This window comes from Mesorhizobium sp. CNPSo 4671 (assembly GCF_057784245.1).
Genome location: NZ_JBWLUW010000002.1, coordinates 178,916 through 204,200, shown reverse-complemented (window position 1 = coordinate 204,200; position 25,285 = coordinate 178,916). Strand labels below are relative to the sequence as shown.

At 59.6% G+C, this 25,285-nt stretch carries 26 protein-coding genes and 2 pseudogenes; 19 read left to right on the top strand and 9 right to left on the bottom strand.

Annotated features, from left to right (window positions below):
- Positions 1-106 precede the first annotated feature (106 nt).
- The 3 genes from AC04SF_RS05350 to AC04SF_RS05340 all read right to left on the bottom strand — a co-directional run bounded on the left by AC04SF_RS05350 (position 107) and on the right by AC04SF_RS05340 (position 1,523).
- Positions 107-421 carry a DUF982 domain-containing protein gene (locus AC04SF_RS05350; protein ID WP_096448920.1) on the bottom strand — a complete coding sequence of 105 codons (315 nt, stop codon included), beginning with the start codon at positions 419-421 and terminating at the stop codon, positions 107-109.
- Between the two features lie 321 nt (positions 422-742).
- The gene (locus tag AC04SF_RS05345; protein ID WP_096448922.1) at positions 743-1,012 is read right to left on the bottom strand and encodes an usg protein; all 270 of its coding nucleotides are present in this window, start codon (positions 1,010-1,012) and stop codon (positions 743-745) included.
- 22 nt (positions 1,013-1,034) lie between these two features.
- Entirely contained in the window at positions 1,035-1,523 is a 489-nt protein-coding gene (locus AC04SF_RS05340) for a hypothetical protein (protein ID WP_488476842.1), read from the bottom strand.
- Positions 1,524-1,719: 196 nt separating this feature from the next.
- Between AC04SF_RS05340 and groES the strand changes: the two genes are divergently transcribed.
- The 4 genes and pseudogenes from groES (at position 1,720) to AC04SF_RS05320 (ending at position 3,237) form a co-directional block, all read left to right on the top strand.
- Positions 1,720-2,034, top strand: a complete 315-nt coding sequence (gene groES / locus AC04SF_RS05335) for a co-chaperone GroES (RefSeq protein WP_027047173.1) — start codon at positions 1,720-1,722, stop codon at positions 2,032-2,034.
- A 55-nt stretch (positions 2,035-2,089) separates the two neighbouring features.
- Positions 2,090-2,362: pseudogene (locus AC04SF_RS05330) on the top strand (TCP-1/cpn60 chaperonin family protein); the annotation flags it as partial.
- A 280-nt stretch (positions 2,363-2,642) separates the two neighbouring features.
- Positions 2,643-2,963 (top strand): DUF982 domain-containing protein, encoded by a 321-nt coding sequence (locus tag AC04SF_RS05325; RefSeq protein ID WP_488476841.1) that lies wholly within the window; start codon positions 2,643-2,645, stop codon positions 2,961-2,963.
- 25 nt (positions 2,964-2,988) lie between these two features.
- Entirely contained in the window at positions 2,989-3,237 is a 249-nt protein-coding gene (locus AC04SF_RS05320; RefSeq protein ID WP_081295965.1) for a DUF982 domain-containing protein, read from the top strand.
- 683 nt (positions 3,238-3,920) lie between these two features.
- On the opposite strand, the gene AC04SF_RS05315 is transcribed toward AC04SF_RS05320, so the two are convergent.
- Complete coding sequence (locus tag AC04SF_RS05315) at positions 3,921-5,702, bottom strand: adenylate/guanylate cyclase domain-containing protein (protein ID WP_488476840.1); 1,782 nt, start codon at positions 5,700-5,702, stop codon at positions 3,921-3,923.
- Positions 5,703-6,130: 428 nt separating this feature from the next.
- On the opposite strand from AC04SF_RS05315, the gene AC04SF_RS05310 reads away from it, so the two are divergent.
- From AC04SF_RS05310 to AC04SF_RS05300, 3 genes are all read left to right on the top strand, one after another.
- The gene (locus AC04SF_RS05310) at positions 6,131-6,439 is read left to right on the top strand and encodes a hypothetical protein (RefSeq protein WP_488476839.1); all 309 of its coding nucleotides are present in this window, start codon (positions 6,131-6,133) and stop codon (positions 6,437-6,439) included.
- A gap of 196 nt (positions 6,440-6,635) precedes the next feature.
- Entirely contained in the window at positions 6,636-7,070 is a 435-nt protein-coding gene (locus AC04SF_RS05305; RefSeq protein WP_488476838.1) for a hypothetical protein, read from the top strand.
- A gap of 293 nt (positions 7,071-7,363) precedes the next feature.
- A complete protein-coding gene (locus tag AC04SF_RS05300) occupies positions 7,364-7,945 on the top strand; it encodes an NAD(P)H-dependent oxidoreductase (RefSeq protein ID WP_488476837.1) in 582 nt (193 codons plus the stop codon).
- A gap of 71 nt (positions 7,946-8,016) precedes the next feature.
- Here the strand turns inward: AC04SF_RS05300 and AC04SF_RS05295 are convergent, their stop codons facing one another.
- The gene (locus tag AC04SF_RS05295; protein WP_488476836.1) at positions 8,017-8,166 is read right to left on the bottom strand and encodes a hypothetical protein; all 150 of its coding nucleotides are present in this window, start codon (positions 8,164-8,166) and stop codon (positions 8,017-8,019) included.
- Positions 8,167-8,672: 506 nt separating this feature from the next.
- Here AC04SF_RS05295 and AC04SF_RS05290 point away from each other — a divergent pair.
- Complete coding sequence (locus AC04SF_RS05290) at positions 8,673-10,196, top strand: phytoene desaturase family protein (protein ID WP_488476835.1); 1,524 nt, start codon at positions 8,673-8,675, stop codon at positions 10,194-10,196.
- Positions 10,197-10,203: 7 nt separating this feature from the next.
- Positions 10,204-11,304 carry an Acg family FMN-binding oxidoreductase gene (locus tag AC04SF_RS05285; RefSeq protein ID WP_488476834.1) on the top strand — a complete coding sequence of 367 codons (1,101 nt, stop codon included), beginning with the start codon at positions 10,204-10,206 and terminating at the stop codon, positions 11,302-11,304.
- Between the two features lie 226 nt (positions 11,305-11,530).
- Here AC04SF_RS05285 and adhP read toward each other — a convergent pair whose 3' ends face one another.
- On the bottom strand, positions 11,531-12,595 hold the full coding sequence (adhP, locus tag AC04SF_RS05280) for an alcohol dehydrogenase AdhP (protein ID WP_488477327.1): 1,065 nt from the start codon (positions 12,593-12,595) through the stop codon (positions 11,531-11,533).
- A 205-nt stretch (positions 12,596-12,800) separates the two neighbouring features.
- Here adhP and AC04SF_RS05275 point away from each other — a divergent pair, with 205 nt between their 5' ends.
- The 8 genes and pseudogenes from AC04SF_RS05275 to AC04SF_RS05240 all read left to right on the top strand — a co-directional run.
- Positions 12,801-14,321: an aldehyde dehydrogenase family protein gene (locus tag AC04SF_RS05275; RefSeq protein WP_488476833.1), complete on the top strand. Its 1,521-nt coding sequence runs from the start codon at positions 12,801-12,803 to the stop codon at positions 14,319-14,321.
- 377 nt (positions 14,322-14,698) lie between these two features.
- The gene (locus tag AC04SF_RS05270) at positions 14,699-16,279 is read left to right on the top strand and encodes an oleate hydratase (RefSeq protein WP_488476832.1); all 1,581 of its coding nucleotides are present in this window, start codon (positions 14,699-14,701) and stop codon (positions 16,277-16,279) included.
- Entirely contained in the window at positions 16,276-16,497 is a 222-nt protein-coding gene (locus AC04SF_RS05265; protein ID WP_488476831.1) for a hypothetical protein, read from the top strand. Before AC04SF_RS05270 ends, AC04SF_RS05265 begins: the two co-directional genes overlap by 4 nt.
- A 185-nt stretch (positions 16,498-16,682) precedes the next feature.
- Positions 16,683-17,102, top strand: coding sequence for an Hsp20/alpha crystallin family protein (locus AC04SF_RS05260; RefSeq protein ID WP_488476830.1), 420 nt, complete (start codon positions 16,683-16,685; stop codon positions 17,100-17,102).
- The gene (locus AC04SF_RS05255) at positions 17,095-17,559 is read left to right on the top strand and encodes an Hsp20/alpha crystallin family protein (protein ID WP_488476829.1); all 465 of its coding nucleotides are present in this window, start codon (positions 17,095-17,097) and stop codon (positions 17,557-17,559) included. The genes AC04SF_RS05260 and AC04SF_RS05255 overlap by 8 nt, the downstream gene beginning before the upstream one ends.
- 115 nt (positions 17,560-17,674) lie before the next feature.
- Complete coding sequence (locus tag AC04SF_RS05250) at positions 17,675-18,202, top strand: flavodoxin domain-containing protein (protein ID WP_488476828.1); 528 nt, start codon at positions 17,675-17,677, stop codon at positions 18,200-18,202.
- 149 nt (positions 18,203-18,351) lie between these two features.
- Positions 18,352-18,843, top strand: a complete 492-nt coding sequence (locus AC04SF_RS05245) for a pyridoxamine 5'-phosphate oxidase family protein (RefSeq protein ID WP_488476827.1) — start codon at positions 18,352-18,354, stop codon at positions 18,841-18,843.
- A 7-nt stretch (positions 18,844-18,850) separates the two neighbouring features.
- Positions 18,851-18,970 (top strand): annotated as a pseudogene (locus AC04SF_RS05240) (VIT1/CCC1 transporter family protein); the annotation flags it as partial.
- A gap of 89 nt (positions 18,971-19,059) precedes the next feature.
- On the opposite strand, the gene AC04SF_RS05235 reads toward AC04SF_RS05240, so the two are convergent.
- The 3 genes from AC04SF_RS05235 to AC04SF_RS05225 are packed head-to-tail and all read right to left on the bottom strand — an operon-like array spanning position 19,060 to position 23,649.
- Positions 19,060-20,187: an AI-2E family transporter gene (locus AC04SF_RS05235; protein ID WP_488476826.1), complete on the bottom strand. Its 1,128-nt coding sequence runs from the start codon at positions 20,185-20,187 to the stop codon at positions 19,060-19,062.
- A gap of 49 nt (positions 20,188-20,236) precedes the next feature.
- The gene (locus AC04SF_RS05230; protein ID WP_488476825.1) at positions 20,237-22,804 is read right to left on the bottom strand and encodes a cation-translocating P-type ATPase; all 2,568 of its coding nucleotides are present in this window, start codon (positions 22,802-22,804) and stop codon (positions 20,237-20,239) included.
- Positions 22,805-22,863: 59 nt separating this feature from the next.
- Positions 22,864-23,649 carry a universal stress protein gene (locus tag AC04SF_RS05225; protein WP_488476824.1) on the bottom strand — a complete coding sequence of 262 codons (786 nt, stop codon included), beginning with the start codon at positions 23,647-23,649 and terminating at the stop codon, positions 22,864-22,866.
- Between the two features lie 515 nt (positions 23,650-24,164).
- Here AC04SF_RS05225 and AC04SF_RS05220 point away from each other — a divergent pair.
- Together AC04SF_RS05220 and AC04SF_RS05215 are read left to right on the top strand one after the other, a co-directional pair.
- Positions 24,165-24,338 (top strand): hypothetical protein, encoded by a 174-nt coding sequence (locus AC04SF_RS05220; protein WP_488476823.1) that lies wholly within the window; start codon positions 24,165-24,167, stop codon positions 24,336-24,338.
- Positions 24,339-24,724: 386 nt separating this feature from the next.
- Positions 24,725-25,171 carry a pyridoxamine 5'-phosphate oxidase family protein gene (locus AC04SF_RS05215; protein WP_488476822.1) on the top strand — a complete coding sequence of 149 codons (447 nt, stop codon included), beginning with the start codon at positions 24,725-24,727 and terminating at the stop codon, positions 25,169-25,171.
- Positions 25,172-25,285 lie beyond the last annotated feature (114 nt).

The window sequence follows — 25,285 nt, the reverse complement described above, 5'->3', positions numbered from 1 at the left end:
GAAATGTATGAACAGGCAACAGTAAGGGGCTTGGCTTTCCCGCGCCCGTTGCCCCCGGTGACGCGCCACTCTGATGCTGCGGCGGCAGATTACCGCCGCAGTGAATTCAGCCGTCACTTTCCATAAGATGGTCTGCATTGCCGATCTTCGGCCCTGTCATCCACGGCGGCGCTACGGGCACGTCCTCGATGACACCGACCCTGCGTGCCCAAGTCGTAAAGGCCTTGTTCGCCGCCTCGACAGACTTCCGACCATCGTAGGCGGAGTAGCATGCATCAGACGCTGCTGCGTGGAGGAGGCCGCGCCTTTCAACCGGCCATTCTTCGAGAAACTCTATCGCATCCATGACACAGCCGATCTTTTGGACACCGTAGCCGTCGTCTCTTACGAAAACCGGCTGTTTGAACGTCGCACTTTCCATTAGTGACCTCCCTTCAAACCGTGGGTAACTGATCCTGCCTCACCGTGTGCGGCGACGATGTCAGTTCCCGGCAAACCCATGCCGGCGAGCTTGGCACAACCAGGACGGAACCGGCATCTTCAAAGAAAATCGTTTCCATGCGATCCTTCCGCTCCTGTTCGACATCCGGCAAGCGCACTCGGCACGTGGGAAAAAGATTGGAAACACGTCTTTTCAGTTCAAGGGGAGCTGGCGAGACGAACGGCACCTTTATGAATCGGATGCCGGCAACTACAAAGGAGCCTGTCCTATTGCCGCTTGGCGGGTCCGGCCCGGGTCCGGCTATTGAACTGTGAAGATGCCGTCGACGGCCTTCCATTCGGAAGGCCGGATCAGGCGGTGATGGGCGACGCGCACGGAATGCAGCGCGCCTTCGAGTTCGCGCTCCCAGTAATCCAGAAACCCTTTCAGGGTTGGGAATTCCGGTGCAAGATCGTATTCCTGCCAAACGTAAAGCTGCAAAAGGCTTGGATGATCGGGAAGGTGGTAGTGGATCTCCGCAGTTGTGAGACCGTAGCCCTCCATCTGCAGTCGGAATTCCCTGCTGACCATGCGTCTCTCCTATCGCGCGCGTTCAGGCATCAAGTCTTTGCGGGCGATCTCGGACCCGCCGCTCCTTGAGGTCACAGCCCACCTCGGCGCGACTATCGTCCAGTCGGCGAAGGGCATCCATGACGGCGTCGAACGTCACCGGGTTCGAAGCACCAGGTGGTTTTCGCAACGCAGGCATGGATTCGACGGCGCAAGCATCCGACGCCCATGATGCAAGAATGGCGCGCTTTTCCAGAATGTCGAGCGTGCGATCGAGCACCACCTCATCGGGGTGATTAAAGTGCCGCGCCGGGAACAGCAGGCGGTCAAGCGAAGGGTCAGAGGCCTCAGGGGCGATCAAGGGCATTTTCGACAAGGTTCGTTCCATCGATGGTCTCCGTTTCCTGACAATCTCCTTGGCACCGTTGGTGTTGCAGTGATCCCTTTCGGGACTCCAACCGCAAAAAATTTCGATGAGTTCGGATCGAATTTCAAGACCTGAAATCGCGCGTTCCAGCGAAAATAGCTTCATGAATTCATGTCCCTAGCACTCTCGAATGCAGAGTGCCAAAATTTTTCCGGCGAGCCCTTGAAACTCGAAAATGCCAAAACTAGCTCGATATGCGCGCGATGCCTGAGAAAGGGGTCGCGACGCCCTGCACCGGCCCGATATTGCCGGTCCGGTGTGGAGGAACCTCAAAAATCTGTTTGTCCTGAAGGAGAACGACATGACGTTCCGTCCATTGCACGATCGTATCCTGGTTCGCCGCATCGAGGCCGAAGAGAAGACGGCCGGCGGTATCATCATCCCCGACACTGCCAAGGAGAAGCCGCAGGAGGGCGAAGTCATCGCCGTCGGCCCGGGTGCGCGCGACGAGAGCGGCAAGCTCACGCCGCTCGATGTCAAGGCCGGCGACCGCATCTTGTTCGGCAAATGGTCCGGCACCGAGATCAAGCTCAACGGCGAAGACCTGCTGATCATGAAGGAAAGCGACGTGATGGGCGTGATCGAGCAGATCGCGGCGGTCAAGAAGGCCGCCTGACCGAGGCTTCAACCGCAATCCAGTCAATGAAGCTGCCTATTGAAGGAGTGATCCAATGGCTGCCAAGGAAGTGAAATTTCATTCCGACGCCCGTGAGCGCATGCTGCGCGGCGTCAACATCCTCGCCGACGCGGTGAAGGTGACGCTCGGCCCCAAGGGCCGCAACGTCGTCATCGACAAGTCGTTCGGCGTCCCGCGCATCACCAAGGACGGCGTCACCGTCGCCAAGGAAATCGAGCTTGAGGACAAGTTCGAGAACATGGGCGCGCAGATGGTCCGCGAAGTCGCTTCGAAGACCAACGACATCGCCGGGGACGGCACCACGACCGTCGCGTGCGGCCACCGACCTGAACTACGAAGCAGACCTGAAGGTTGCGCTTGACCCGATACTGGTCGAGTTGCTCGACAGAGCAGAGGCCGCGGGTTGGGACCGGCGCAAAGCGGCATACACGGTGATGTTTCTGGCCGCGCGGAATCTTACCGACAGCAAAGGCCCTCCTGGAAACGGGAGTTCGGCAGGCTAAGGCGCGACGCACGCAATCTATCGCGCACGCGCCGTGGGAACGGCTTCCGATCGACTGAGCCAATCACGTGAAACGGAGGAAAGCATGGAACGCAATCAATTTCAGCATCCCGTGAGGGTGCTCGTGGGTCTTGGGTTTCCGACCAACATTCAAAGCGTAAAAGACGCCTTTGTCCTGCTGGATGAATGGCCGCCATCGAAGCGAAACCCTGCTCATGGCGTCGCGCTCAATGCCTGTCGGGCAGCCCTCGCCGGCGAGGTGGATGCCGAAACCGCTCGCAGCACTTTTGTTGCCTTCGCCCGCCGCATGGATCTGCTTGTACCGGACGCAGGCGACATCGTCGCGGCCAAGGCAGTCGACGCTTTCGGAGCCGCTTCAACAAGCCCCTACAACGAGTCGATGTAATCGGTCCGTGGGAGCGGAGAAAGCTATGAGGGATATTCGATTTTCCGAACCTGTGAGACTGCGCGTGAGACCCTCAAGGGAGCGGGTGGTTGCCAGCAGTTGGGAAGCACTTGAGTGCCTCCATGACCAATGGCCAGAATGGGCGAGAGGACCAAGCTATCGAGCTGCCTGCCGCACTTGCCGCGACTCCTTGGACGGATGGCGGGCTCCGCAACAAGCAAGAAGGGCATTTTTGAAAGCGGCCCGTCGTGCAGGTTTGGTCCAGGCCTCATAGTGGGCTCAGCGCCGAGGCAAATCTTTGCTTTGCAAACGAGGCAATCTGAACGATTGCAAGCCTCCGTCAGATCGGCAAGGAGCGGATATGACCCGGTGGCCGAGGTCGGAACCAGCGTAATTGCACGTCGTTGCCGCCGTTTACCGCAAGCATCGTTCCCAAGCCTTTCGAAACGGCGAGTATTGAGCTACGTGTGACGAGTGCATCAATGAGACGGACAAGACTGACGAAAAGGCCCAAAATCATTTCGCCTACAACTTATGGACTTACGTCTCGGCCGCATCAGGGGCACTCTCGCGGGCAGCTGCCGCTCGTCACCGATCAACACTGACAATGGCGCAAGTCTCAAGCATTCCTGCTCCGCCTACAATTTCGTCGCAGGCTGGAGACCCTCAAGAACCTCAAACCCTTTGAATACATTTGAAAAATTTGGAAAAACGAGCCTCGAACGATTCAGGCTCGGCCTACCCCATAAAACCAAGGGACTCTGCATCTAGCCGACCACGTTTGCCGTAGTCCGGGCTTCGAATGGAAAGCGGCCGAGGGCAACCCCGCGCTGGCACTCGGCCTTGTGCCAGGACGGACGTGACCCCCCTTTACGCGAACGCCCCATGTTTAGACTCGGGAAGGAGACGCGAGACAATGTCTTTCAGCAAGACAGACAGCTCGATGCTAATTTGCATTTAAGCCGGGAGGCCAACCTTGCTGAGGCCCTCGAACAGATGGTCTATGTCGGCCTGATCGCGGAAGGGTAGCCGTCCAACATGCTCGGCAAAGGAGTATTTCGGATTGATCTCCATCAGTTCGCGCCAGACCCGGCCGGCTTCCTCGGCCTCGCCCAAATGGCCGAGCGCGACAGCAAGAAAGGCGCGGGAGAGGTCGGTCTTCGGGGCGAGCTGTATACGCTCCCTGAACAGCGCCGAGGCAGCTTCGAATTTGCCGGCGACAAGATAGGCAGAGCCGAGAAAGTGGATGTATAGCTGCTTCAACGCAGGATCGAGCCGGATGGCTTGTTCGATATGGGGAATAGCCGCGAGGGGCTGGCCGCCATAGATGTTGACGATGCCGCGCGAGTTGTGCGCCTGAGCGTAGTTCGGATTGAGATTCAGCGCCGCGTCCGCTTCAGCCGCGGATCTGGCGAGATCCTTTTTCCACAAGTAGAAGACCGAGGCGACGTAGTGAACGAAGGCAACCTGCGGACTCTTCTGCAACGCCAAGCCGACATGGCGCTCGGCCTTTTCAAGTGACTCGCTCCAGCCGTCCGTCCAATGGAATTGCCAGTTGAGCACCTCGGCCATTGCGAGGCCGGCATAGGGTTCGCCATAGCTTGAATCCTGGGCGATCGCTTGCGCGAACAGGTCGGTCGAGCGCTCGAACACGTCACGGTTCCTGATGGTCCCCCACAGCGCCTCGCGCCCGAGCAGGAAAAAGTCGTGTGCCTTGCTGCTGGTCGTTTTGACAGCACCAAGCATCGCGGCTTCGCTCGGGCTCAGTTTGATCATCAGCGCGTCAACGATCCGCCGGGTGACCTCATCCTGGACCGCGAAGACGTCGCTCAGTTCGCGATCGAAACGGTCGGCCCAAAGGTGTCCGCCGGTCTCGGCATCGATCAGCTGAGCGGTAATCCTTACACGGTTGCCGGCGCGGCGGATGCTCCCTTCGAGCACCGAGCGGACACCGAGTTCACGGGCCACTTGCCGCACGTCGACAGCCTTGCCCTTGTAGGCGAAGCTCGAATTGCGCGCGATCACCAGCAGGCCGCTGACCTTAGAGAGGTCGGTGATCACGTCCTCGGTTATCCCGTCGGCGAAATATTCCTGCTCAGGATCGCCGCTCATGTTCTGGAACGCCAACACGGCGATCGAAGGCTTGTCGGGCAGCGCGAGCTGCGGCGAAAGCTTCTCCGGCACAGCAGGCTCCGCGGGCTTCGCCTGAGCGGGGACTCCGACTTGCAGCGAATAAACTCGGACCGGATCGGCGATGTTCTTGAGTTGCACAGCGCCGCGATCGTTGATTGCGAGGTCGAGCCTTGCCTTGACCTGCCAGTACGCTTGCTCGGAGAGACAGATGCTGCCAGGCTCGCAAATGCCTTCGAGCCGCGCGGCGATATTGACGCCGTCGCCCATCAGATCGCCGTCGCGCTCCTCCACGACATCGCCCAGATGGATGCCGATGCGAAAGTCGATGCGGCGGTCGGGCGGCAGCCCGGCATTGCGCTCAACCATGCCATTCTGCACCTCGATTGCGCAGCGCACGGCGTCCACGACGCTGCGGAACTCGACGAGGGCTCCATCCCCGGTGCGCTTGACCACGCGACCATGATGCACGGCGATCGTCGGATCGATCAGATCGCTGCGCAGCGCCCGCAGCCGCGCCAGGATGCGATCCTCGTCCGCGCCGGCGAGCCGGCTGTAGCCGACCACATCCGAGACCAGAATCGCTGCTATTTTCCGGGTCTCACTCACGTCGTGCTCCCTCAATCCAGCCTACTGCAGCCAGATCAGCGCCGTCCTTCTCAACATAGAGCCGTTAAGCACAGGGAAGATAGCCCCAAGCCATTGGCCGGATGGTCGGCACAGGATCGACCCGAGTCGTTTGAGACGAATCAGCGAAGCGCCAGACCTGGCGCAATCAAGACGTCCAGCCCTTTCGCTAGCAGCGTCTGCTTTCAAGCAGGCGGCTAAGAAATCTCCAGGGCCGACATGCAGCGCAAAACAGTCATCTCGCCTGGATTAACAAGGATCACTAGTTCCGCGGCCATTTTCCGACGGCAACAGATCGGCGACCGGCTGGCAATCGCGGCGCTTGGAAGCTGGCAGTGCTTTCGGCGGCATTCTAGTGTCGCCCTTTCAGGAACCTAGCCTCGCGAAGCAGCAAATTCCAATCGGTCCCAATGAGCAATCAGTCGCTCGGCTTCTTGCTCGTCGGTACAAGTCTCCCTGGCCAGCCGATCCGCCAACATTTTTCGCTGGGCTTTGGGTTCACCCCATTATCGAAAGTCGGCCACATAGGTTCCGCCAAACAAAAGGAACCGCTGAAACTAGGTTTTGTTGCAGGGCTTTTTCTGGCCCGTGAAGTCCTGAAGCGATGCATGGCGCGTGTCCTCGTCCCCGCGCACACGCTTTACACGGCCGATCTGCACCGGCTTAACCCCATTGTGTGGCCGGCCGCACGAAATCTGCCCCTGCCGTTGGAACATTAGAGATCGATGACGGTTCTTTCGCTTTATATGCCGCTGCGTGGTGTCAGCTGAAGGTCGCTTGAGCAATCCGAGCGGCTCGCGCCCATGATCTCTTAGCCGCGAGCTCTCAGACGTCGAGTTGAAGACCGTAGGTCGAAGACGACAGGCTGCGGACGCCGCTGAAAGCTAAAAACAAAGCTAAGAACAGGAGCTAGTCATGAAACATCAAACACTTGAGGAACTGCAGTCGATCGCCGACATCAATCCGATGGCGCCGGCCCTGCTGATGATCAGAGAGCAGCGGATCGAACGGTGGGCGGAACTGCTCGAAATGAATCCGTCGCGCTGCCTGACCGCGCTCACCGGTACCGAGCATCTTAACTCCGGGCTCCGCGATGAGGCACGGGCAACCGGGTCGCCGATCACGGTTGCCTTCGATGATTCATTGCTGCGTGCATCGGGCCTGAAATCGGACACTTACGGCGAAGCCAAGCGCTTCTTCGAACTGTCCGACTGGCAGTTGCACGACATCGTCTGCAGTTGCCACGCCGGTTCCACGATGCGGGCCGACTGGGCGGCCGGCAGGGTGCGCAGGATGCTCGGAGGCAGCAAGGTTCTTGCATGGCTGAGAAGCTTAATGGCGCACGGTTGAGTGCCAAACGTTAGATCAGCGAAGACGGGCGCCGCCGCCTCAACTGCAAAATTGCCAGCTGGCGAGGCGGCGCTCGCTGGCCTCCCCGTGCGAATTCCGGTAGCCGCAACCATCTTGCGGGGTTGCGGATTACCTGGACTTCCGCTTTCGGCGACATAGCCGACCGGACTTGACTCTGGGTCGACCCAGTCACGACTGACCCTGAAGGGATATCCCGGCCTTCAGACCTTGCGCGAGATCAACACGCTGTTCGAGGGAACGAGTTATGAATAGCCCGTTTCAGGGGGCGACAGATGGCAAAGCGCATCGCAATCATCCAGGGCCACCCAGACCCGGCGGGCCACCATTTGCTGCACGCGATGGCCGACGCTTATGCCGAAGCCGCAACTGCGGCGGGGCATCAGGTTCGCCGTATCGAGGTCGGGAAGCTTGAGTTTTCATTGTTGCGCACGCAGGTGGATTTCGAGACCGGCGCGTTGCCGCCTGCTCTGGTGCAACCGCGCGAAGACATGCGCTGGTCGGAACACTGGGTGTTTCTGTTTCCGCTCTGGCATGGAACCATGCCGGCGCAATTCAAGGGCTTTCTCGAACACATCTTTAGGCCCGGCTTTGCCATGGAATACAGGAAAGAGGGCTTTCCGAGGCGACTGCTCGCCGGCCATTCGGCTCGTATCGTCGTGACCATGGGAATGCCGGTACTGATTTATCGTTGGTATTTTGGCGCCTACGGACTGCGCGCTTTCGAGCGCAGCATGTTGAGCTTCGCCGGGATCAAACCAATTCGCGAGAGCCTATATGGCCTCACCTTTGCCGACGAAAAGAAGCGGGATCGTTGGATCGAGGATATGCGCAAGCATGGAGCACGGGGCGACTGACCGTATCTTCTGCAATTCGTGCGCATGGACTTGTGGCTCTATGAAAGCGTCCCCGCGTCGAGGTTACTTGCTTAGTCCGACTGACGCTCCGCAATGGCAAATGCCTGTAGGTTCTTGGCCTTGCCGATGTCCTGATCCGCGTTCGCGATGATCGAAAAGAAGGCCGCTCTAGCGATATCCTTCTTTGAGGCCTTGGGGGGCTCTTTTTTGACGGCCTTCATTACTCGCATCCATGACGAGTATTGGCCTGTATCGGCTCCATGTCGCCACCTTAGCAAGGGTAATTGGCGAGCGCCACGACGGTTCTAACGAAGAGAAGGCCCCGCCGGCAGGACCGGAAGGGCTTGTTCTGGGAGGATGGGCGTCTCTTCGCCCATCAGTCGAATACCGCCCGCTTACGATACCGGTGTGACACAGGGACATGAGCGATATCTAGCGTTGCAGATCCCCAACAGCGCTTATGGATGAAAAAGAATTCGCCACCGCTGGGGTCAGCGTTCGCACCATCACCGTATGCCCTTGGCATTTCGATAACCTGAGAAACCCCTAAGACCCGCACGGTTTGACCGAGATCAAAGCCAGCGCTGAACCTTGCTGCGAGGTTGTCATGGTGATTTTCCGAATGTTGAACCGCCTGTGCTTGAGGCTGTTAGCTCTAGGGGAACCCCACACACCATCACGACAACTCGATCAATAGCGCCTGATTTACACCATGGAGCAGGGAGCCGTGAAACCACGCCCAGGCAACGTTACTGTTATTGGCGGTGGCATCGCCGGTCTTTGCGCGGCTGTCTACGCCCAAAAATGCGGTTATCAGGTCGACCTTTTCGAACAGCATCAGAGTGCGGGCGGTTTGGCCGCGAGTTGGCGCCGGGGCGATTACACATTCGAAACCTGCCTGCACTGGCTCGTGGGCTCTAATCCGGGCGGCACACTGCACGCCGAATGGCGGGAGGTGTGCGACATCGACGCACTCAGTTTCGTCGATCACGAGGAGTTCGTCTGTCTTGAGGACGCGCACGGCGCAAGCCTGCGCATCTACACGGACGTCGATCACCTGGAGGCCGAGCTTCTGAACGTCGCGCCGGAGGACGAGAGCGAGGTCCGTCACTTCGTCAGCGCCATTCGTCAGCTTGTCGACTTGCCCATGCCACCTATGAGCGACCCTTGGCCAAGGAGGGTCGCAAGCATGCTGAAGATGCTGCCGGATCTGCCGTTGCTGTGGCGCCTGTCCCATGTGAGCGTGGAAGACTACGGGCGGCGATTCAAGCATCCTCTGTTGCAGGCGTTCTTCTGTGGAGGGGCCACGGGCAATCTGTCGGTTTTGGCGCTTGTCCTTTCGCTCGCCTGGATGAGCAGCCGAAATGCCGGCTACGCAATCGGCGGTTCCCAGGCCCTCATCCGCATGATCATAGAGAGGTTCGTCTCGCTCGGCGGGCATGTGCGTTACGAGGCTCGCGTCAGCAAGATCTTGGTCAAGGACGACGTTGCCACGGGCGTTCAATTGGAAAGTGGCGAGATTGTCCCCGCCGACTGGGTCGTCTCGGCTGCCGACGGCCACGCCACCATTCATACCTTGCTCGGCAGCAGATACACCGACAAAGCCTTCGAAAAGGCGTTCGCCCACTACGAAACCTTTCCGTCCTATCTACAGGTCTCCCTTGGCGTGGCGCGCGACCTGACGCAGGAGCCAGGCTACCTGACCCTGGTTCTTCGCGACCCGTTCGAGGTCGATCCTGCGACGCGCCTTCAGACGCTGTCGTTTCGTATCTTCCACTACGATCCGACCTTCGCGCCACCGGGCAAGACCGCGGTGACCTGCTTTCTGCCCACACGCAATTTCGCGTTCTGGGCGGATTTGCGCCGCGACAGCCCGGAACGCTACCAAGCGGAGAAGCATCGCATCGCTCAAGCCGTCATTGCCGTGCTCGAACGCCGGCTACCCGGTGTCCGAGACGAGATCGACATCGTCGACGTGTCGACCCCGGCGACGGTTCTCCGCTACACCGGCAACTGGAAGGGGAGTATGGAGGGCTGGCTGATGACCCCCGACACCGGCTTCGGAGCGTTGCCGCAGACCCTGCCGGGGCTCAAGCACTTCGCGATGGTGGGTCAGTGGGTCCAGCCGGGAGGCGGTCTCCCGAGCGGGCTCTTGACCGCCCGCGCCGCTATCCAGGCGATCTGTCATCAGGACCGGGTATCGTTTCGGCATGGGGCTTTGGCCGCGGCGGCGGCGATCGACGATGAATAGGCGGCGAATGCTGATTGGCGGAGGTGTGGTGGCGTTCGGCGCCGCCGGCGCGACTGCGTTTGGTCTCTCGCGTATGGGCTCGATGACTGATTACACCGCTGCCGTCGCCAAGGCCCGGGCGACGCTACCGGATCATCCGGAACCCAGAGATCTGGTTCGCTACGCAACACTGGCCGCGAGCGGCCACAACACCCAGCCTTGGCGTTTTCACATTGAGGAAGGCCGCATCACGATCCAACCGGATTTCTCACGGCGAACGCCGGCTGTAGATCCCGATGACCACCATCTCTTCACCAGCATCGGCTGTGCCGCCGAGAATCTGGCCATCGCCGCCGCGGAGCGTGGCCGAAACGGAGAACTGACCTTCGACCCTGAAGGGTCGGGCTCAGTCGCATTCGAATTTAAAGCCGCGCAGCCGGAACACTCCATCCTCTTCGAGGCAATCCCTAGGCGACAGTCGACGCGCGCCGACTACGACGGGCGATCGGTCGACAGCGGCGATTTGAGCGCCCTGACCGCCGCCGCTCGCACTCCGGGCGTCGATCTGATCCTGGTCACGGATCGGCGGCAGATCGAGCGCGTGCTCGAACTGGTCATCGCGGGCAACGCCACCCAGATGGCCGATCCCGCCTTTGTGCGCGAGCTGAAGGGCTGGCTGCGCTTCAATCCTCGCCAGGCGCTCGAAACCGGTGATGGACTCTTTGGTGCGTCGACCGGTAATCCGATCGCGCCGGCCTGGCTAGGCAACCTGCTGTTCGATCTTGTCTTCCGTGTCACGGCGGAAAACGACAAGTATGCCAAGCAAGTGCGCTCGTCGGCGGGGGTCGCGGTCTTCGTGTCGGAACGCGACGACAAGGATCACTGGATGCGTGCTGGGCGCGCCTGTCAGCGCTTCGCCTTGCAGGCAACGGCGCTCGGACTCAAACACGCCTTCATCAACCAGCCTGTCGAAGTCGCAGCCTTGCGGCCCGACCTTGCACGCCTCATCGGTTTGCCGGGCCGCAGGCCCGACATCGTGATGCGGTTCGGATATGGATCGGCCATGCCCTTCTCGGCGCGCAGGCCGGTGTCGGCGGTCGTGTCGTCGATGCCGACGCACTCGGGCTGACGGGAAGCAGCACTCCTTAACCCGTCGACGCGCTGGCCTCATGATCTGAAGCCGCATCCCCATTATGGCCTCCCAAGGCCCAAGCTGATCCTAAGGACCGGTGTGACTTAGGGACTTGATATGAATCCAGAATCTGTTTCGTCGCAGACGTACGTCCGACAAAACCTCTTTCGGAATTTCAACGGGAAAGGCGGCGGCTTCGCGCCACCGCCCTTCCCGTTTCTTGTCAAGCGGGAACGGCCGCGCGTTCAGACACCGGCTTGCGAACGGGCTCGGAGAAATCGAGCACCATCCGCCCCTGAATCCTGCCGGCCTTGAGGTCGGCGAATATTGTGTTGATGTCTTCAAGGCGCGCCTTGGTGATTTCAGCCTTTACCTTGCCGTCAGCGGCAAATGCGATGGCTTCGTCGAGGTCGCGCCTGGTTCCCACGATCGAGCCACGCACCGTAATGCGCTTCAGAACGACGTCGAAGATCGGTGTCGGAAATTCGCCGGGCGGCAGACCGACCAGACTGATCGTACCCTTGCGGCGAACCATATGCAGCGCCTGGCTGAAGGCAGGCGTCGAAACCGCAGTAACGAGAATCCCATGTGCGCCGCCTCCGGTACCCTCGATGACCCTGGCCACCACATCCGGCGAGCGCGCGTCAAAGGCAAGATCCGCCCCTGCGGCCTTGGCCAGAGAGAGTTTTTCGGGTGCAACATCCAAGGCAACGACCTTCAGCCCCATCGCCTTGGCATACTGGATTGCCACGTGGCCGAGACCACCGACGCCGGATATAGCCACCCACTCGCCGGGCCGGGCCTCTGTTTCCTTCAGACCCTTGTATGTGGTCACGCCGGCGCACAGGATTGGCGCAATCTGCGCGAAATCGACGCCAGTTGGCAACCGAGCGGCAAAGGGCGCCGCCGCAATGACATATTCAGCGAAGCCGCCGTCACAGCTATAACCGGTGTCGTGCTGGTGTTCGCACAGCGTCTCCCAACCGGTCTCACAGTATTCGCAACGCATGCAGGCATCGTGCAGCCAGGCGACACCGACCGGATCGCCTTCCTTGAAGTCCGTCACGCCGGGGCCGAGGGCCGCGACTACGCCGGCAACTTCATGGCCAGGAATGAACGGCGGCACGGGCTTCACCGGCCAGTCGCCATCTGCTGCATGCAGATCGGTATGGCAGACGCCGCACGCGATCACTTTGACCAGGACCTCGCCCGGCCCTGGCACCGGAACCGGAACCTGTTCGATCGATAGCGGCCTGCCGAATTCACGGACCAAGGCGGCTTTCATCATCTTCACCACAGCGCATTCTCCTTGTTTTCGCGACTGCATCTCTTGCTGGCCTGGCGAACAATCAGCCGCGCCACGTCCTGTTTCATTGACCTAGCGCAATGAGGAAATCTTTCGCCGTTGACCGGGATCAATGTCCGGTCAGCCGAAAGGCAGGAGGGTCTGTGCGAGCAGTCGACGAAAAGCACGCTGCTGAAAGGATACGGTCATGTCTCATCACGCGTTGGAACTCGTGCGCTCAAAAGGAAACCTGCCCGCGCGCTATGGCAATTTCATCGGCGGCAAATGGGTCGCCCCGGTCGAGGGGCGGTACTTCACCGATTTCAGCCCCATCAATGGCGAGCGACTGGTCGACTTCGCCAAGTCGACTGAACGGGATGTCGAACTTGCTCTCGACGCAGCCTACAAGGCCAAGGACGCCTGGGCACGCATATCACCGGCGGAGCGGGCGAAGCTGCTCAACAAGGTCGCCGACCGCATGGAGGAGAATCTCGAACTGCTAGCGCTCGCCGAGACGCTCGACAATGGCAAGCCGATCCGCGAAACGCGCGGCGCCGACGTACCCCTCGCCATCGACCACTTCCGCTACTTCGCCGGCTGCATCCGAGCCGAGGAAGGCGGTATCTCCACGATCGACGAAAAGACGATCGCATACCATTTCAAAGAGCCGCTGGGTGTCGTTGGTCAGATCATCCCATGGAACTTTCCGCTGCTGATGGCTGCTTGGAAGATCGCGCCCGCCCTTGCAGCAGGCAACTGCACGGTCATCAAGCCGGCCTCCAACACGCCGCTTACACTGCTGATATTTGCCGGCCTGACGGCGGACATTCTGCCCGCAGGCGTTCTCAATGTCGTAACCGGACCGGGCGGCACTGTAGGCAAGGCCATCGCGGCCAACCCCCGCATCTCCAAGGTGTCCTTCACCGGCGAGACGACCACGGGAAGACAGATCATGGGATATGCGGCCGAGCACCTCATTCCCCAGACCATGGAACTGGGCGGCAAGTCGCCAAACATCTTCATGGCAGACGTGATGGATATCGACGACGAGTTTTTCGACAAGGCGCTCGAAGGGTTCGCTCTCTTTGCCTTCAACAAGGGCGAGGTCTGCACCTGTCCGTCGCGTGCCCTTGTTCAGGAATCGATCTTCGATAAGTTCATGGAGCGAGCAGTCGCTCGCGTCGCCAGGATCAAGGTTGGCGATCCGCTCGATCCGACCACGCAGATGGGCGCACAGGCTTCGCAGGATCAGATGGACAAGATCCTGGGTTACATCGAGATCGGCAAGCAGGAGCGCGCCAAATGCGTCACCGGTGGCGAACGTGCCCATCTCGGCGGCGAGCTTGAGAAGGGCTGTTTCGTCCAGCCGACGGTGTTCACCGGCGACAACTCGATGCGCATCTTTCAGGAAGAGATTTTCGGGCCAGTGCTTTCGGTCACCCCGTTCAAGACCATCGACGATGCTATCCGCATCGGCAATGACACGATCTACGGCCTGGGCGCGGGCGTCTGGTCACGCAACGGCAACGATGCCTATCAGCTCGGCCGGTCAATTCAGGCCGGGCGGGTGTGGACCAACTGCTACCACGCCTATCCGGCCCATGCCGCTTTCGGCGGATACAAGGCCTCGGGCTTCGGCCGCGAGAACCACAAGATGATGCTCGATCACTATCAACAGACCAAGAACCTGCTCGTCAGCTACAGCACCAAGGCACTTGGTCTGTTCTGACGATTTCACGACTTCATGATTTCACGTCTCAGAATGGGATCGGTGAGCCATGAACAGGCAATGGCACAAGGCAAACGCGATGCCCGCGAACGCGACCATGGACGAACGGATCGCGTGGCACTTGGCGCACGCGGTTCATTGCGGATGCAGGGAAATCCCCAAGGGCATCCGCAGTGAATTGGAACGGCGGCGGGATTCTCGTGACGGCGCAGTCGCCCCTGATGACGGTGGTGTGGGGGACGAGCGGTGATCGCCATATTTGGAGCGTTGCCGCCAGTGTGACACGCCCTCACCCGGCAAACTCAGCGTGACGAGACTTTGGGTCGACGGTGACTTGGTATTCCAAGAGATAAAGCAATTTGAAGAGAAGAATGCGAATGACAGCTAAACATAATAAGGCATATCTGGTGGGCGGCGGCATCGGTTCTCTGGCGGCTGCAGCGTTCATGATCCGAGACGGCGGCATGCCGGGAGAGAGCATTACTATTTACGAAGCTTTACCTGTCCTGGGCGGAAGCCTTGATGGCTCTGGAAACCACGTCGATGGCTACACTTTGCGCGGCGGCCGCATGCTGACGACGGACAACTATGAATGCACCTGGGGATTGTTCAAGTCGATCCCGTCCCTGGTGAACCCGGGCAAGACCGTGTTCGACGAGACGGTTGAGTTCAACAAACAGATCAAGGCGCACTCCCAGGCGCGCCTCGTGGACCGGGACCGGGCTATAATCGACGTGACCTCGATGGGGTTCACAATGACGGATCGGATGGAGCTCCTCAAACTCATGACGGCGAGCGAGCCGAAATTGGGTAAGGACAGCATCACCGATTGGCTCTCGCCGGAATTTTTTAGGACCAAGTTCTGGTATATGTGGGCAACGACCTTTGCCTTTCAGCCTTGGCACAGCGCTGTCGAGTTCAAGCGCTATCTGCACAGGTTCATCAAGGAGTTCTCGCGTATTGAGACCCTCGCAGGGGTCAAACGGACGGTCTATAATCAATATGACTCCCTGGTCCGCCCGCTTGAGGCTTGGCTGCTGGAAAAGGGTGTAAATTTCCAGAAGGGCTGTTTTGTTACCGACTTCGATCTTGTATCCGACGACGGCAAGGTTGTTGTTAGAGGAATCACCTTTGAACGAACGGGAGAGGCTGAGACCGAGACTGTTGCCGTAGGTCCCGATGACTTGGTTTTCTTCCAGAACGGCTCCATGACCGACGCGTCGAGCTTCGGTTCAACGACGCAAGCTCCTGACCAGATGACAAAGCAAGATAGCCGCGGCTGGGCCCTATGGGAAAAGCTGGCCGAAGGCCGTCCCGAGTTCGGCAAACCCGCTGCGTTCAACTCCAGTATCCCGGAGTCCTGTTGGGAATCCTTCACGGTCACGCTCAGGGACACGGCTTTTTTCGACAAGATGGAAACATTCTCCGGCAACAAGGCCGGCACTGGTGGCCTGGTTACGTTTAAGGACTCGAAATGGCTGATGTCGGTCGTTCTGGCCCATCAACCGCATTTCATCCATCAGCCCGAGAATATTCAAGTCTTCTGGGGATACGCACTGCACCCGGATCGAATTGGTGATTTCGTAGCGAAACCGATGTCGGATTGTACCGGCGCCGAGATTCTCCAGGAGCTTTGCGGTCATCTTAATTTTGATCGGAAGACCTTCGCCACGGCGACCTGCATTCCATGCAGGCTGCCATACATCACCAGCATGTTCATGCCGCGTGCACAGGGTGACCGGCCGCTACCTGTCCCCAAATGTTCAAGAAACTTGGCTTTTGTCAGTCAGTTCGTTGAAATCCCCGAGGACGTCGTGTTTACGGTCGAGTATTCGGTTCGGGTCGCGCAAATGGCGGTCTATGAACTCCTCAACATCGATGGCGAGATTCCGCCCATCCTCCACCACGACAGATCGTTGGAAGTCAATTTCGAGGCGGCGGTCAAAGCCTTCAAATGATGAACTATGTTCGCAGCCGCCGCGCCGGCGAACGGGTCATGGCTTCCGGGGCGGAACCATCCAATGAGCTGTTCGAATTGATTCATGTCAAGGCAACAAAGTGCCATCCGGGCATTCTTCTTCATCGTCATGCTGAGACAAACTGGCCATACACTATGGAGAACCGTTCAAGCGAATGGGAACCCCGGCAGGTAAACCAGATTGCCAGTGAAACATGATGGGCGAACCTGCGGCACCACCTAGGCGACTCTGGAGTTAAGTTCAGAGCTGGAAGGTGGGAGTTGCGGGTTCGGTACTCGCCGCTCATGGCGCACCGCCGATGGGCGGTGAAGAGCGGGGGTGGCCCTGCTCTACATCGAGGAAATCCGAGGGCCTTGCGGCGCGGCTTTCCGAGGAGGAGACAATGATCGCACGGATGCTATTCGGCGCAGATCCGTTCCGCAACATACGCCGCCTCCAAGACGAAGCGAGCCTACTGGAATTCCCAGCGGTCAATGTCTTCGTAAGCCAGGACGGCGTCATCATCGCCGCCGAACTGCCTGGCATAAGATCAGAAGACGTGGACATCTTGATACACAGAGATTCCGTTACTTTCAGCGGAGACCGGCAAACCGAAGCTGAGGAAGCCCGGCGAGGATACCACCGGCGAGAGCGTCGTCGAGGCCGGTTTGTCCGGACTGTGTCATTGCCGTTTATGGTTGACCCGAACAAGGTTGGAGCGGATCTCGTCAATGGTGTACTGACTCTCGATCTTCCACGGGCCGAAGAGGACAAGCCAAAGCGCATTCACGTGAAGGCGAGCAAGGAGGCGGGTCATGGCTAAGAGAGAGGCCACGAGAGCGGGAACGAAGGGGAGCAAGCAGTCTCAGGCCACGCCGACTAGCCAACCGGAGCTGGAGGGCAAGCTGTCCGCGGAGCTGGACGTGGGCGAGCGGACCCATGAGAGGTTAGTCTTCGTACCACGGGTTGACATATACGAAACTGAAACGGGCCTTGTCGTCGTTGCGGATCTGCCCGGCGTCAGCCCGGAGGGTTTGGAGGTCACGCTGGAGAAGCGGGTGCTGTCGATCTATGGCCGCGTCGAAGAGGATACGCCGCTGGGCTACAGCCAGGCCTATCGCGAGTATGACGTCGGCGATTTCGAGCGGCAGTTCACTCTCTCCGGGGATTTCGATATCAATGGAATTGAGGCGAACATGAAGGACGGTGTACTTCACCTCGCCATCCCGAGAGCTCCTGAGGCAGCGACAAAGCGGATCGAGGTTAGATCGGTTTCCTGACTGTCGAGGAAGATTGCGCAGACGCCACGCTCGCCAGCGATTAGCAGAGCCTACTCCATGCCTCGCGCCGGGTCCTCTCGGTAAACGACGTGGGCGCTGTTGTCGGAGGATTATCGTGAATATCCTGATTGTCTATGGAACGACCGAAGGCCAGACGGGGAAAATTGCTGCACGGACGGCAACGCATTTACGCGAGCGCGGGCACCAGGTCGAGCTGCGTGACAGCGCAGCGCTCGCATCCGATTTGAAGCTCGGACACTTCGACGCGTTCGTCATTGCCGCGTCGGTTCACCAGGAGCACCATCAAGAAACCGTCACGAACTTCGTATTTGCGCATCACGAACTGCTGAACACTAAACCCTCAGCCCTCATATCCGTCAGTCTGTCGGCGGCGCTGGGAGACCAAAAGACGGAAGCTCAAAAATACGTGGATCGCTTTGTCTCCGTGACAGAGTGGCAACCATCCATGACTCTCCTTCTCGGGGGTGCTTTGCGCTTCAACAAGTACGATTACTTTCAGGAGCAGTTCGTCAAATTCGTCGTCATGAAGAGCGGCGATCCGAGCCCCGAGCGCGACCACGAATTCACTGACTGGAACGCACTCGCTAACTTCGCTGATCGATTTGTTGAGACGGCCGGCTAGAAGATCAGCCAACGATGTAATGGCAATTCTCGCTTATTGCCGACCAAGACGGCATCTCTACTATTTTCGTATCGCAACGGTCATAACACGTCTCATTTCGACTTCGACGGTCGCGACTCCAGTGGAGGCAAGAAGTCCGCTTCATCACGATGCACAGAGCGAGGCGCTCTTTCACCCAGGGGAGTCACGTGACCATCAGTGAGATAACTGCCCATGAATGCAGGATGCACCTGGCCGCAAGCAGGGTCGGGCGCCTCGCTTGCGTAAGAGACGGGATGCCGTACGTCGTGCCAATCAGCTTCGTTTACGAGGGCGGCCACATCTACAGCTTCTCCCTGATTGGTCACAAGGTCTTGGCAATGCGGGGACATCCACAGGTTTGCTTCGAAGTCGACGAGATTCGCAGCCCTCGCAGCTGGTGGAGTGTCATCGCCTTCGGTCGTTTCGAAGAACTCTCAGAAATGGGCCCCCGGCAGAATGAGCGCGACCACGCATGGTCGCTGTTGCAGAAAGCGCGCCCCAACTGGTGGGAACCTGGCAGCGAGACACCTCACTCCGAGGACAGGGTGGCCAGCCCGCCCCACCTCTTCTTCCGCATCAACATCGAGAAGATCACTGGCCGTCGTCGTGCCCTCGTCTGACCGGCCCATCGGCGCCAAAGCAGGCGGCGCCAACATCCTTCGCGCAACGTTGCGCGTGACCTTCTGGAGCGCCTTCGCCATAGCGCTCACCGCCGGCGTCGGCGCGCTGGTCGGCACCGCGGTGTAAGCGGCCGGCCGCCGGACGGTTAGGGATCCGACCGCTAGCCATACGCGGGCTTGCCTTACGCTGTCGCCCGCGGGGCATTTAGCAAGAGGTCATTCCTGTCGCTTGCTGTTGCTGATCTTATCGCGCGCGGCCCATACCTCGATGAGCAGCATCGTCACCGTGACAGCCAGGGGTCCCAGTATGAATCCTGGAGCCCCGAAAAGTGCGAGCCCACCTATCATCGATATGAACGCGGGGATCGTGTGGAGCCTCAGCTGGTTGCCGACCAACATCGGGCGAAGGACGTTGTCGATACCGCCTACAACAATACCGCCCCAGCCCGAGAGGATCAGGGCCTTGCCCCAATCACCATCAAGCAAGAGGAGGATTGCTGCCGGTATCCACACGATGAACGAACCCAACACTGGCACGACGGAAAGCAGACTCATCACCACGCCCCAAAGTAGGGGCGTCGACAACCCGAGGATCCAGAACATCAACCCGCCCAACGAACCCTGAACTGCTGCCACCGCGAGCGTCCCGTACACCGTGGCATGGACGGTATCGAACACCCGCTGAAACAGCCGCTCCGTGTCTGCGCTCTCCAGTGGCATCCAATCGCGCAACAGGCGGGCAACGGCGTGGCGATCGCGCAGGAAATAGAACAGCATGTAGACTGTCAGCAGAACTTCCGCCACCTGCAACACAGAGCCCTTGACGAACGTTGCGCCGGCGTTGCTCAGCCATGTTGCTAGGCTCGCCATCATCGACGGCAGATCGATCTGTTGCTCTATCCACCTCCCAATAGGTGCGATACCGGGATGGGCGTCCAGGAGACGTTGGAGTTCTCCATCAGCCACCCGGGTTCGGACGGAGGCTGCCCCAGAAACAGCTTCCTCTACCAAGCGCTCTACCAGGAAGACTGCCGGGACAACGACGAGCAGTACGATCGTGAAGACCGAAACCATCGCCGCAAGGTTGGGGTGTTTCAACTTCGTCTCGATCCAGGCATGGAAAGAGACAAAGAGGATTGCCAGTGCCAACGCCCATGTGATCGCGCCCAAGAATGGCTCGGCCAAAAGCACGCAGACGACAATCCCGACGATCGCGGCGGCGGCCAGTACAAGTGTGCCCACGTGGCTTCCGCGAATTCGTGGATTGTCGGCGTTCATCTTGCCAACACCGAAACGGTTCGTCCGGGAATTTCCTTCACGTTTCCAACCCTTGTTGACATCCAACTCTTTTCCAACCGACGACTGGTCATGGATCGGCTCATTGAATCTGCGGTTAGGCCTTCAGCCGCTCCCGCCAGAATGGCTTCAGCAACTCCAAGCATGCCAGCACGGCAGTTCCCGCAGCAAGCGTCACTGCCAGATCGTCGAGGTGTAGCGGTCCGAAGCGGAAGAGACTGGTGGCAAACGGCCACAGAAGCGTCCCGCACAACATTGAAGCGACGGCCACGACAACAATCATCAGCGACCGGTTCGGCCTGATCAGCGCGGTCAGAAGCGATGCGCTGAAGGAGCGGTTGACGAAAATCAGTCCCACGATTGTCAGCACCAGCGAGAAAAAAATCAACGCCCTGATTTCGTTCTCGGCCATGCCCTGTCTCAGGGCGACAAGGTAAACGCCGGCGAGAAGCGCGAAGGCGAGCGCCCCCTGGATCAGTCCCCACCCGATCAACGCCCCGGAGAACAGTGACGAGTCCGGATTGCGAGGCGGACGGCGCATGACATCGTCTTCCTCGCTTTCAGCCTCAAAGACCAGCGAGCACACGGGATCGATCACCATCTCCAGAAAGGCGATATGTATCGGTCCGAACAGGATCGGCAGGCCAAACAGCAACGGCAGCAGTGAGAGACCCGCGATCGGTACGTGGACCGCGAAGATGAAGCCCATGGCCTTGCGCAGATTGTCGAAGATGCGGCGGCCAAGCCGAATTGCTTTGACGATTGAACCGAAATCGTCGTCGAGCAGCACGATGGACGATGCCTCGCGCGCAACGTCGGTACCGCGGCCACCCATGGCGATCCCGATATTGGCGGCCTTGAGCGACGGCGCGTCATTGACCCCGTCGCCGGTCATGGCGACGATTTCACCACTCGCCTTCAGCGCGTTGACGATGCGAAGCTTCTGCTCGGGCATGATGCGCGCGAACACGGTTGCGGTTTTCACACCCAGCGCCAGCTCGTCGTCACCGAGCGCTTGCATCTCACTGCCGGTCACGACGCTTTCGACATCGAGGCCAGCCTGGCGCGCGATCATTTTGGCGGTTGCCGGGTAGTCGCCGGTGATCATCATCACCCTGATGCCAGCGGAACGGCAGTCGCTCACGGCTTCTGGAACACGCGCGCGAAGTGGATCCGTCAGGCCGACCAGCCCGAGAAATTCAAATTTGAAATCGTGTTGCGTCTCCGGCAAGTCTGTGCCGCGATAAGACCCACGCGCCACACCGAGCACGCGCAACCCCTCGGCCGCCATGGCTTCGACCGATCCCTTCAAGGCCTTGACGTCCCTCGCGCCCAGATGGCATAGCGCGCCGATCGCCTCTGGGGCACCTTTTGCCGCAACCAGAGAATTGCCGTCGCCACCTGTCGATTGCCAGACATTGGACATCGCCAGCAGTCCGGGTCGAAGCGGATATGCGTGGACCAGTCCCCAATTCGGTCTCCCCAGAACCTTGTGCTTCAATAGCCGTTCCTTACCGAGTTTGTGAAATGCGACCTCCATGGGGTCGAAGGGAATCTGGGCGCTGGCAAGCACACCCGTCTCGACCAGATCGGCGGCTGCGGCTGGCAGACTGGTGCCCGGTCTGTCCGCCATCCGAAACGACTTTCCATCAGCCGTTCGAAGTTCGGCAATCGTCATCCGGTTTTCGGTGAGGGTGCCTGTCTTGTCGGTGCAAAGGATCGTCGCCGAGCCAAGCGTTTCGATCGCGGCGGCCCTGCGGGTCAGGACGCGCGCTTGTGAGATGCGCCACGCCCCCATGGCCATGAAGATCGTGAGCACGACCGGAAACTCTTCCGGCAGCATGGACATGCCGAGCGCGATGCCCGCGAGCACGGCGTCAAGCCAGCCGCCTCGCAGAAGCCCATAAAGCAGGACCGCGACGACGCTGACCGCACCCCCGACCATAGCGAAAATGCGCACGGCGCGCCGCATTTGCGCCTGCAATCGCGGCGGTTCCGTCTCCATTGAACTCAGCGAGTGCCCTATCTTGCCAATTTCACTTCGTGGCCCCGTCGCCAGGACTTCGGCCAGGCCTGAACCGCGAACGATCAGTGAACCCGAGAATATGAAAGGCAGGTCGTCGCCGCCCGGCCGGCGTTCGGCCAGTGGTGAGGCGCCGTCAGTGGCAATCTTTCGAACCGGCACGGATTCGCCGGTGAGCAGGGATTCGTCACTCTGAAGGTCCTGGCTGTGGAGAAGCCTGGCATCGGCCGGCACCCGGTCACCCTCGCCGAGCACGATGAGATCCCCCCGAACAACCTCTCGACCGGCGATGCGCTTGCGTTCACCGCTACGTATGACCAGGGCGCGAGGGCTGGTGAGATCACGCAGCGCCTCCAGGACACGCTCGGTGCGGGTCTCCTGTATGATGGTTATGCTGATCGACATCGTGGCAAAGGCCAGCAGGATCAGGGCTTCCTCCAGATTGCCCAGACTGAGATAGACAACGCCGCCGCCAAGCAGGAGCGCCAGCATCGGCTCCCGAATGACCTCGAAGGCAATCCGCAACGGCGTGCGCTGGTTGGACCTCGGCAGTTCGTTGTACCCCTCGGCGACAAGCCTGACTTGAGCCTCGTCCTCCGATAGGCCGGGAAACACGTCGGCCGTCGAGATAGGCTGGGGCATGTCAAATCTTTCTTGCGGACTGTCAGCCAATGTGTGGACAGCTCTCACGAAACGCTATTTCAGTGCGACAGGAGGATAGGGATCCGCAGATCCGCGAGAACTCCCTCGGTTGCGCCGCCGAGCACAAAGTCCCTGACCCGCGAATGACCGTATCCACCCATGACCAGCAGCTTGCCGCCAATCTTGACGGCATGCTCCTGGAGAGCGGCGCCGATCGAACGGTCGCCAGCTCGGATCGAACTGCTCTCGACGGTCAGGCCACGCACCCGCAGGCCATCGGCAAGGCGTTCGCCGATGTCTTTTCCCGGAAGCGGCTTTTCGTCGGTCACGCTGATGACCGTGATCCTGGCGGCGCCCTCCAGGAACGGCCGCGCGTCAGCGACCGCCCGTGCCGCCACGCGGCTTCCGTTCCACGCGATGACGACATGGTCGAGCAGACGAACATCCGTCGCTTCGGGAAAAAGCAGCGTCGGCCGGCCTGCGCCGAACAGTATAGCCTCGGCAGTCATGCGCGCTGTCGGATTGTCCGCGGCCATGCCGACCAGTGACAGATCGAAATAGCGACACCGTTCTGCGGCCACATCGCCCATCAGAGCCGGCGGCGCGGCCACATCCTCGGTCGTGAGGGTCACATCGTGTTGCGACGCCTCCTTGGCAAGCGCTTCCAGCAAGATCTTGCCTCGCTTGCGGCTGGTCGCCTCGACCTCTCGAATCTTGGCTGGAAGATCGAGCAGATAGCTTGAAAGCGCGTTCGAGACGTCGGGAATGTCGACATTGACAACGACCGTATGAAGCGCGGCCCCCACCTGCCTGGCGAGCGCCACTGCATTCGAAGCGATCTTCACCGTATTCGCCTCGGGATATGTAGCCAGCGGGAGACATGTTATGAGTTTCATCGGATTTCGCCTCTGTTCAGCAGCGAGACGGCCGCAAGCGTTTTTAGCCCAATGGATGGTCCAGGCTTTGATTCACCGCAAATTGCCGGATTGGAGGCCGTAAGCAGACCGGCAGCTGAACTCATTTCTCCCGGAAATCCTGCGGGGAAGCGTGTAGACAATCCTCCTGGCCATGCAGATGCCTCACGCGGCCGAAGATACCGGGCTTGACCCATTGCGTCGCCGGCCGCTTCAGGTGATGGTCAAGCCGCCGGCCCCGAGGATCAAGCTGCATTGACGGCTTGTAGGCGTTGCGAAGCGGGAAGCTTCCGCTGCCCAAGGGAACCCCGTGCTTCGATGGCCAATCATAAGTCGCCGTATCAGGTTTCACAGTGGCTAGCTCCTACGGCTGGGTGGCCCTAGACCGCTAACCACGAAACGCATAGCGTGTGGGCTTGTTTTGGCCCTCCTTGAAAGAGCGAGCTATGTCACGGAGCGAGGCCGAGTTCGTGCACCGCGAGAATATCAAGCACTTTGAAAAGAAGCTGGCGACGGAAAGCGACCCCGCTGCTCAGACGATGCTTTTGGAGCTGCTCGACGAGGAAAAGGCGAAGTTTCGCCACGCAACCAACCGCGCAGCAAAGCCACCGGCTAACTAGGTTTCCTCGTCCTGTTCGGCCCAATTTCGCCAATGGGTAGGGTTCACATCGACCAGAACGCCGGTTGTCGCGTTCCTCCATCCGTACGGCACTCTTTCCCACGGGAATACGAGCGAATGCACACCACCTTCGTTCTGGACGGACAGTTCCAGCCAACGGGAAAATGGAGCTGTCATGATCGGTTGCCACATGGGGCAAAAAAATATCGCTCCAGTTCAAATCTCCCGTCTTTGATTTTGGTCAATTTTCAGTCGCGGTAATCGGGTTTGCTAAACGTCTATTCGCTAGTCGGCTTGTAGGCCGAGACACACAAGCGGCAATTTGATCCACATCATAGTGAGCTCAGTTGCCAAGGTGTGAGATGTAAGAAGATAGAGGTCGCATCGATGCTGGTCCGCACCCTCTCCACTTTGGAATGCACGAAATTGCTCGCTGCCAATCGCGCCGGCCATTTGGCATGCGCTAAGGACGGACAACCCTACGTCGTCTGCTTCAACTACGCCTACGCCGACAGTCACCTCTACGCGTTCTCTTTACCGGGCAAGAAGATCGACTGGATGCGGGCCAACCCCGCGGTGTGCGCCCACATCGTCGAACACACCCAGGGACGAGGATGGAGAAGCGTTATTGTAGACGGCCGCTTCGAAGAACTGCCTGACCAGATCGGCCACAAGCTCCAGCGCGATCACGCATGGTCAGTGTTGAGCAAGCACGCGGACTGGTGGGAGCCCGGCGCACTCAAGCCTGTCATCCCTCCCGTGTCAGATAGCTTGCCACACGTTTTCTTCCGGATTCTCGTAGAAGAGATGTCTGGCCGGGAAGCAAGTGATTAGGCTCACAGCCCGTTTTCGACGGACCAAGCCCGGGGCGTGCTGGTGGCTTACGGTCGTCGGCCAACGAGGATCGGCGCGAGAGCGCGAAAATACGGGCGACTGCTGTCAGCAATG

What these genes read in the sequence shown, in the direction of transcription:
- AC04SF_RS05350 (WP_096448920.1), bottom strand. Translation starts at nt 421, where the DNA reads ATGGAAAGTGCGACGTTCAAACAGCCGGTTTTCGTAAGAGACGACGGC.
- AC04SF_RS05345 (WP_096448922.1), bottom strand. Translation starts at nt 1,012, where the DNA reads ATGGTCAGCAGGGAATTCCGACTGCAGATGGAGGGCTACGGTCTCACA.
- AC04SF_RS05340 (WP_488476842.1), bottom strand. Translation starts at nt 1,523, where the DNA reads ATGAAGCTATTTTCGCTGGAACGCGCGATTTCAGGTCTTGAAATTCGA.
- groES (WP_027047173.1), top strand. Translation starts at nt 1,720, where the DNA reads ATGACGTTCCGTCCATTGCACGATCGTATCCTGGTTCGCCGCATCGAG.
- AC04SF_RS05325 (WP_488476841.1), top strand. Translation starts at nt 2,643, where the DNA reads ATGGAACGCAATCAATTTCAGCATCCCGTGAGGGTGCTCGTGGGTCTT.
- AC04SF_RS05320 (WP_081295965.1), top strand. Translation starts at nt 2,989, where the DNA reads ATGAGGGATATTCGATTTTCCGAACCTGTGAGACTGCGCGTGAGACCC.
- AC04SF_RS05310 (WP_488476839.1), top strand. Translation starts at nt 6,131, where the DNA reads ATGAGCAATCAGTCGCTCGGCTTCTTGCTCGTCGGTACAAGTCTCCCT.
- AC04SF_RS05305 (WP_488476838.1), top strand. Translation starts at nt 6,636, where the DNA reads ATGAAACATCAAACACTTGAGGAACTGCAGTCGATCGCCGACATCAAT.
- AC04SF_RS05300 (WP_488476837.1), top strand. Translation starts at nt 7,364, where the DNA reads ATGGCAAAGCGCATCGCAATCATCCAGGGCCACCCAGACCCGGCGGGC.
- AC04SF_RS05295 (WP_488476836.1), bottom strand. Translation starts at nt 8,166, where the DNA reads ATGAAGGCCGTCAAAAAAGAGCCCCCCAAGGCCTCAAAGAAGGATATC.
- AC04SF_RS05285 (WP_488476834.1), top strand. Translation starts at nt 10,204, where the DNA reads ATGCTGATTGGCGGAGGTGTGGTGGCGTTCGGCGCCGCCGGCGCGACT.
- adhP (WP_488477327.1), bottom strand. Translation starts at nt 12,595, where the DNA reads ATGATGAAAGCCGCCTTGGTCCGTGAATTCGGCAGGCCGCTATCGATC.
- AC04SF_RS05275 (WP_488476833.1), top strand. Translation starts at nt 12,801, where the DNA reads ATGTCTCATCACGCGTTGGAACTCGTGCGCTCAAAAGGAAACCTGCCC.
- AC04SF_RS05270 (WP_488476832.1), top strand. Translation starts at nt 14,699, where the DNA reads ATGACAGCTAAACATAATAAGGCATATCTGGTGGGCGGCGGCATCGGT.
- AC04SF_RS05265 (WP_488476831.1), top strand. Translation starts at nt 16,276, where the DNA reads ATGATGAACTATGTTCGCAGCCGCCGCGCCGGCGAACGGGTCATGGCT.
- AC04SF_RS05260 (WP_488476830.1), top strand. Translation starts at nt 16,683, where the DNA reads ATGATCGCACGGATGCTATTCGGCGCAGATCCGTTCCGCAACATACGC.
- AC04SF_RS05255 (WP_488476829.1), top strand. Translation starts at nt 17,095, where the DNA reads ATGGCTAAGAGAGAGGCCACGAGAGCGGGAACGAAGGGGAGCAAGCAG.
- AC04SF_RS05245 (WP_488476827.1), top strand. Translation starts at nt 18,352, where the DNA reads ATGCACAGAGCGAGGCGCTCTTTCACCCAGGGGAGTCACGTGACCATC.
- AC04SF_RS05230 (WP_488476825.1), bottom strand. Translation starts at nt 22,804, where the DNA reads ATGCCCCAGCCTATCTCGACGGCCGACGTGTTTCCCGGCCTATCGGAG.
- AC04SF_RS05220 (WP_488476823.1), top strand. Translation starts at nt 24,165, where the DNA reads ATGTCACGGAGCGAGGCCGAGTTCGTGCACCGCGAGAATATCAAGCAC.
- AC04SF_RS05215 (WP_488476822.1), top strand. Translation starts at nt 24,725, where the DNA reads ATGCTGGTCCGCACCCTCTCCACTTTGGAATGCACGAAATTGCTCGCT.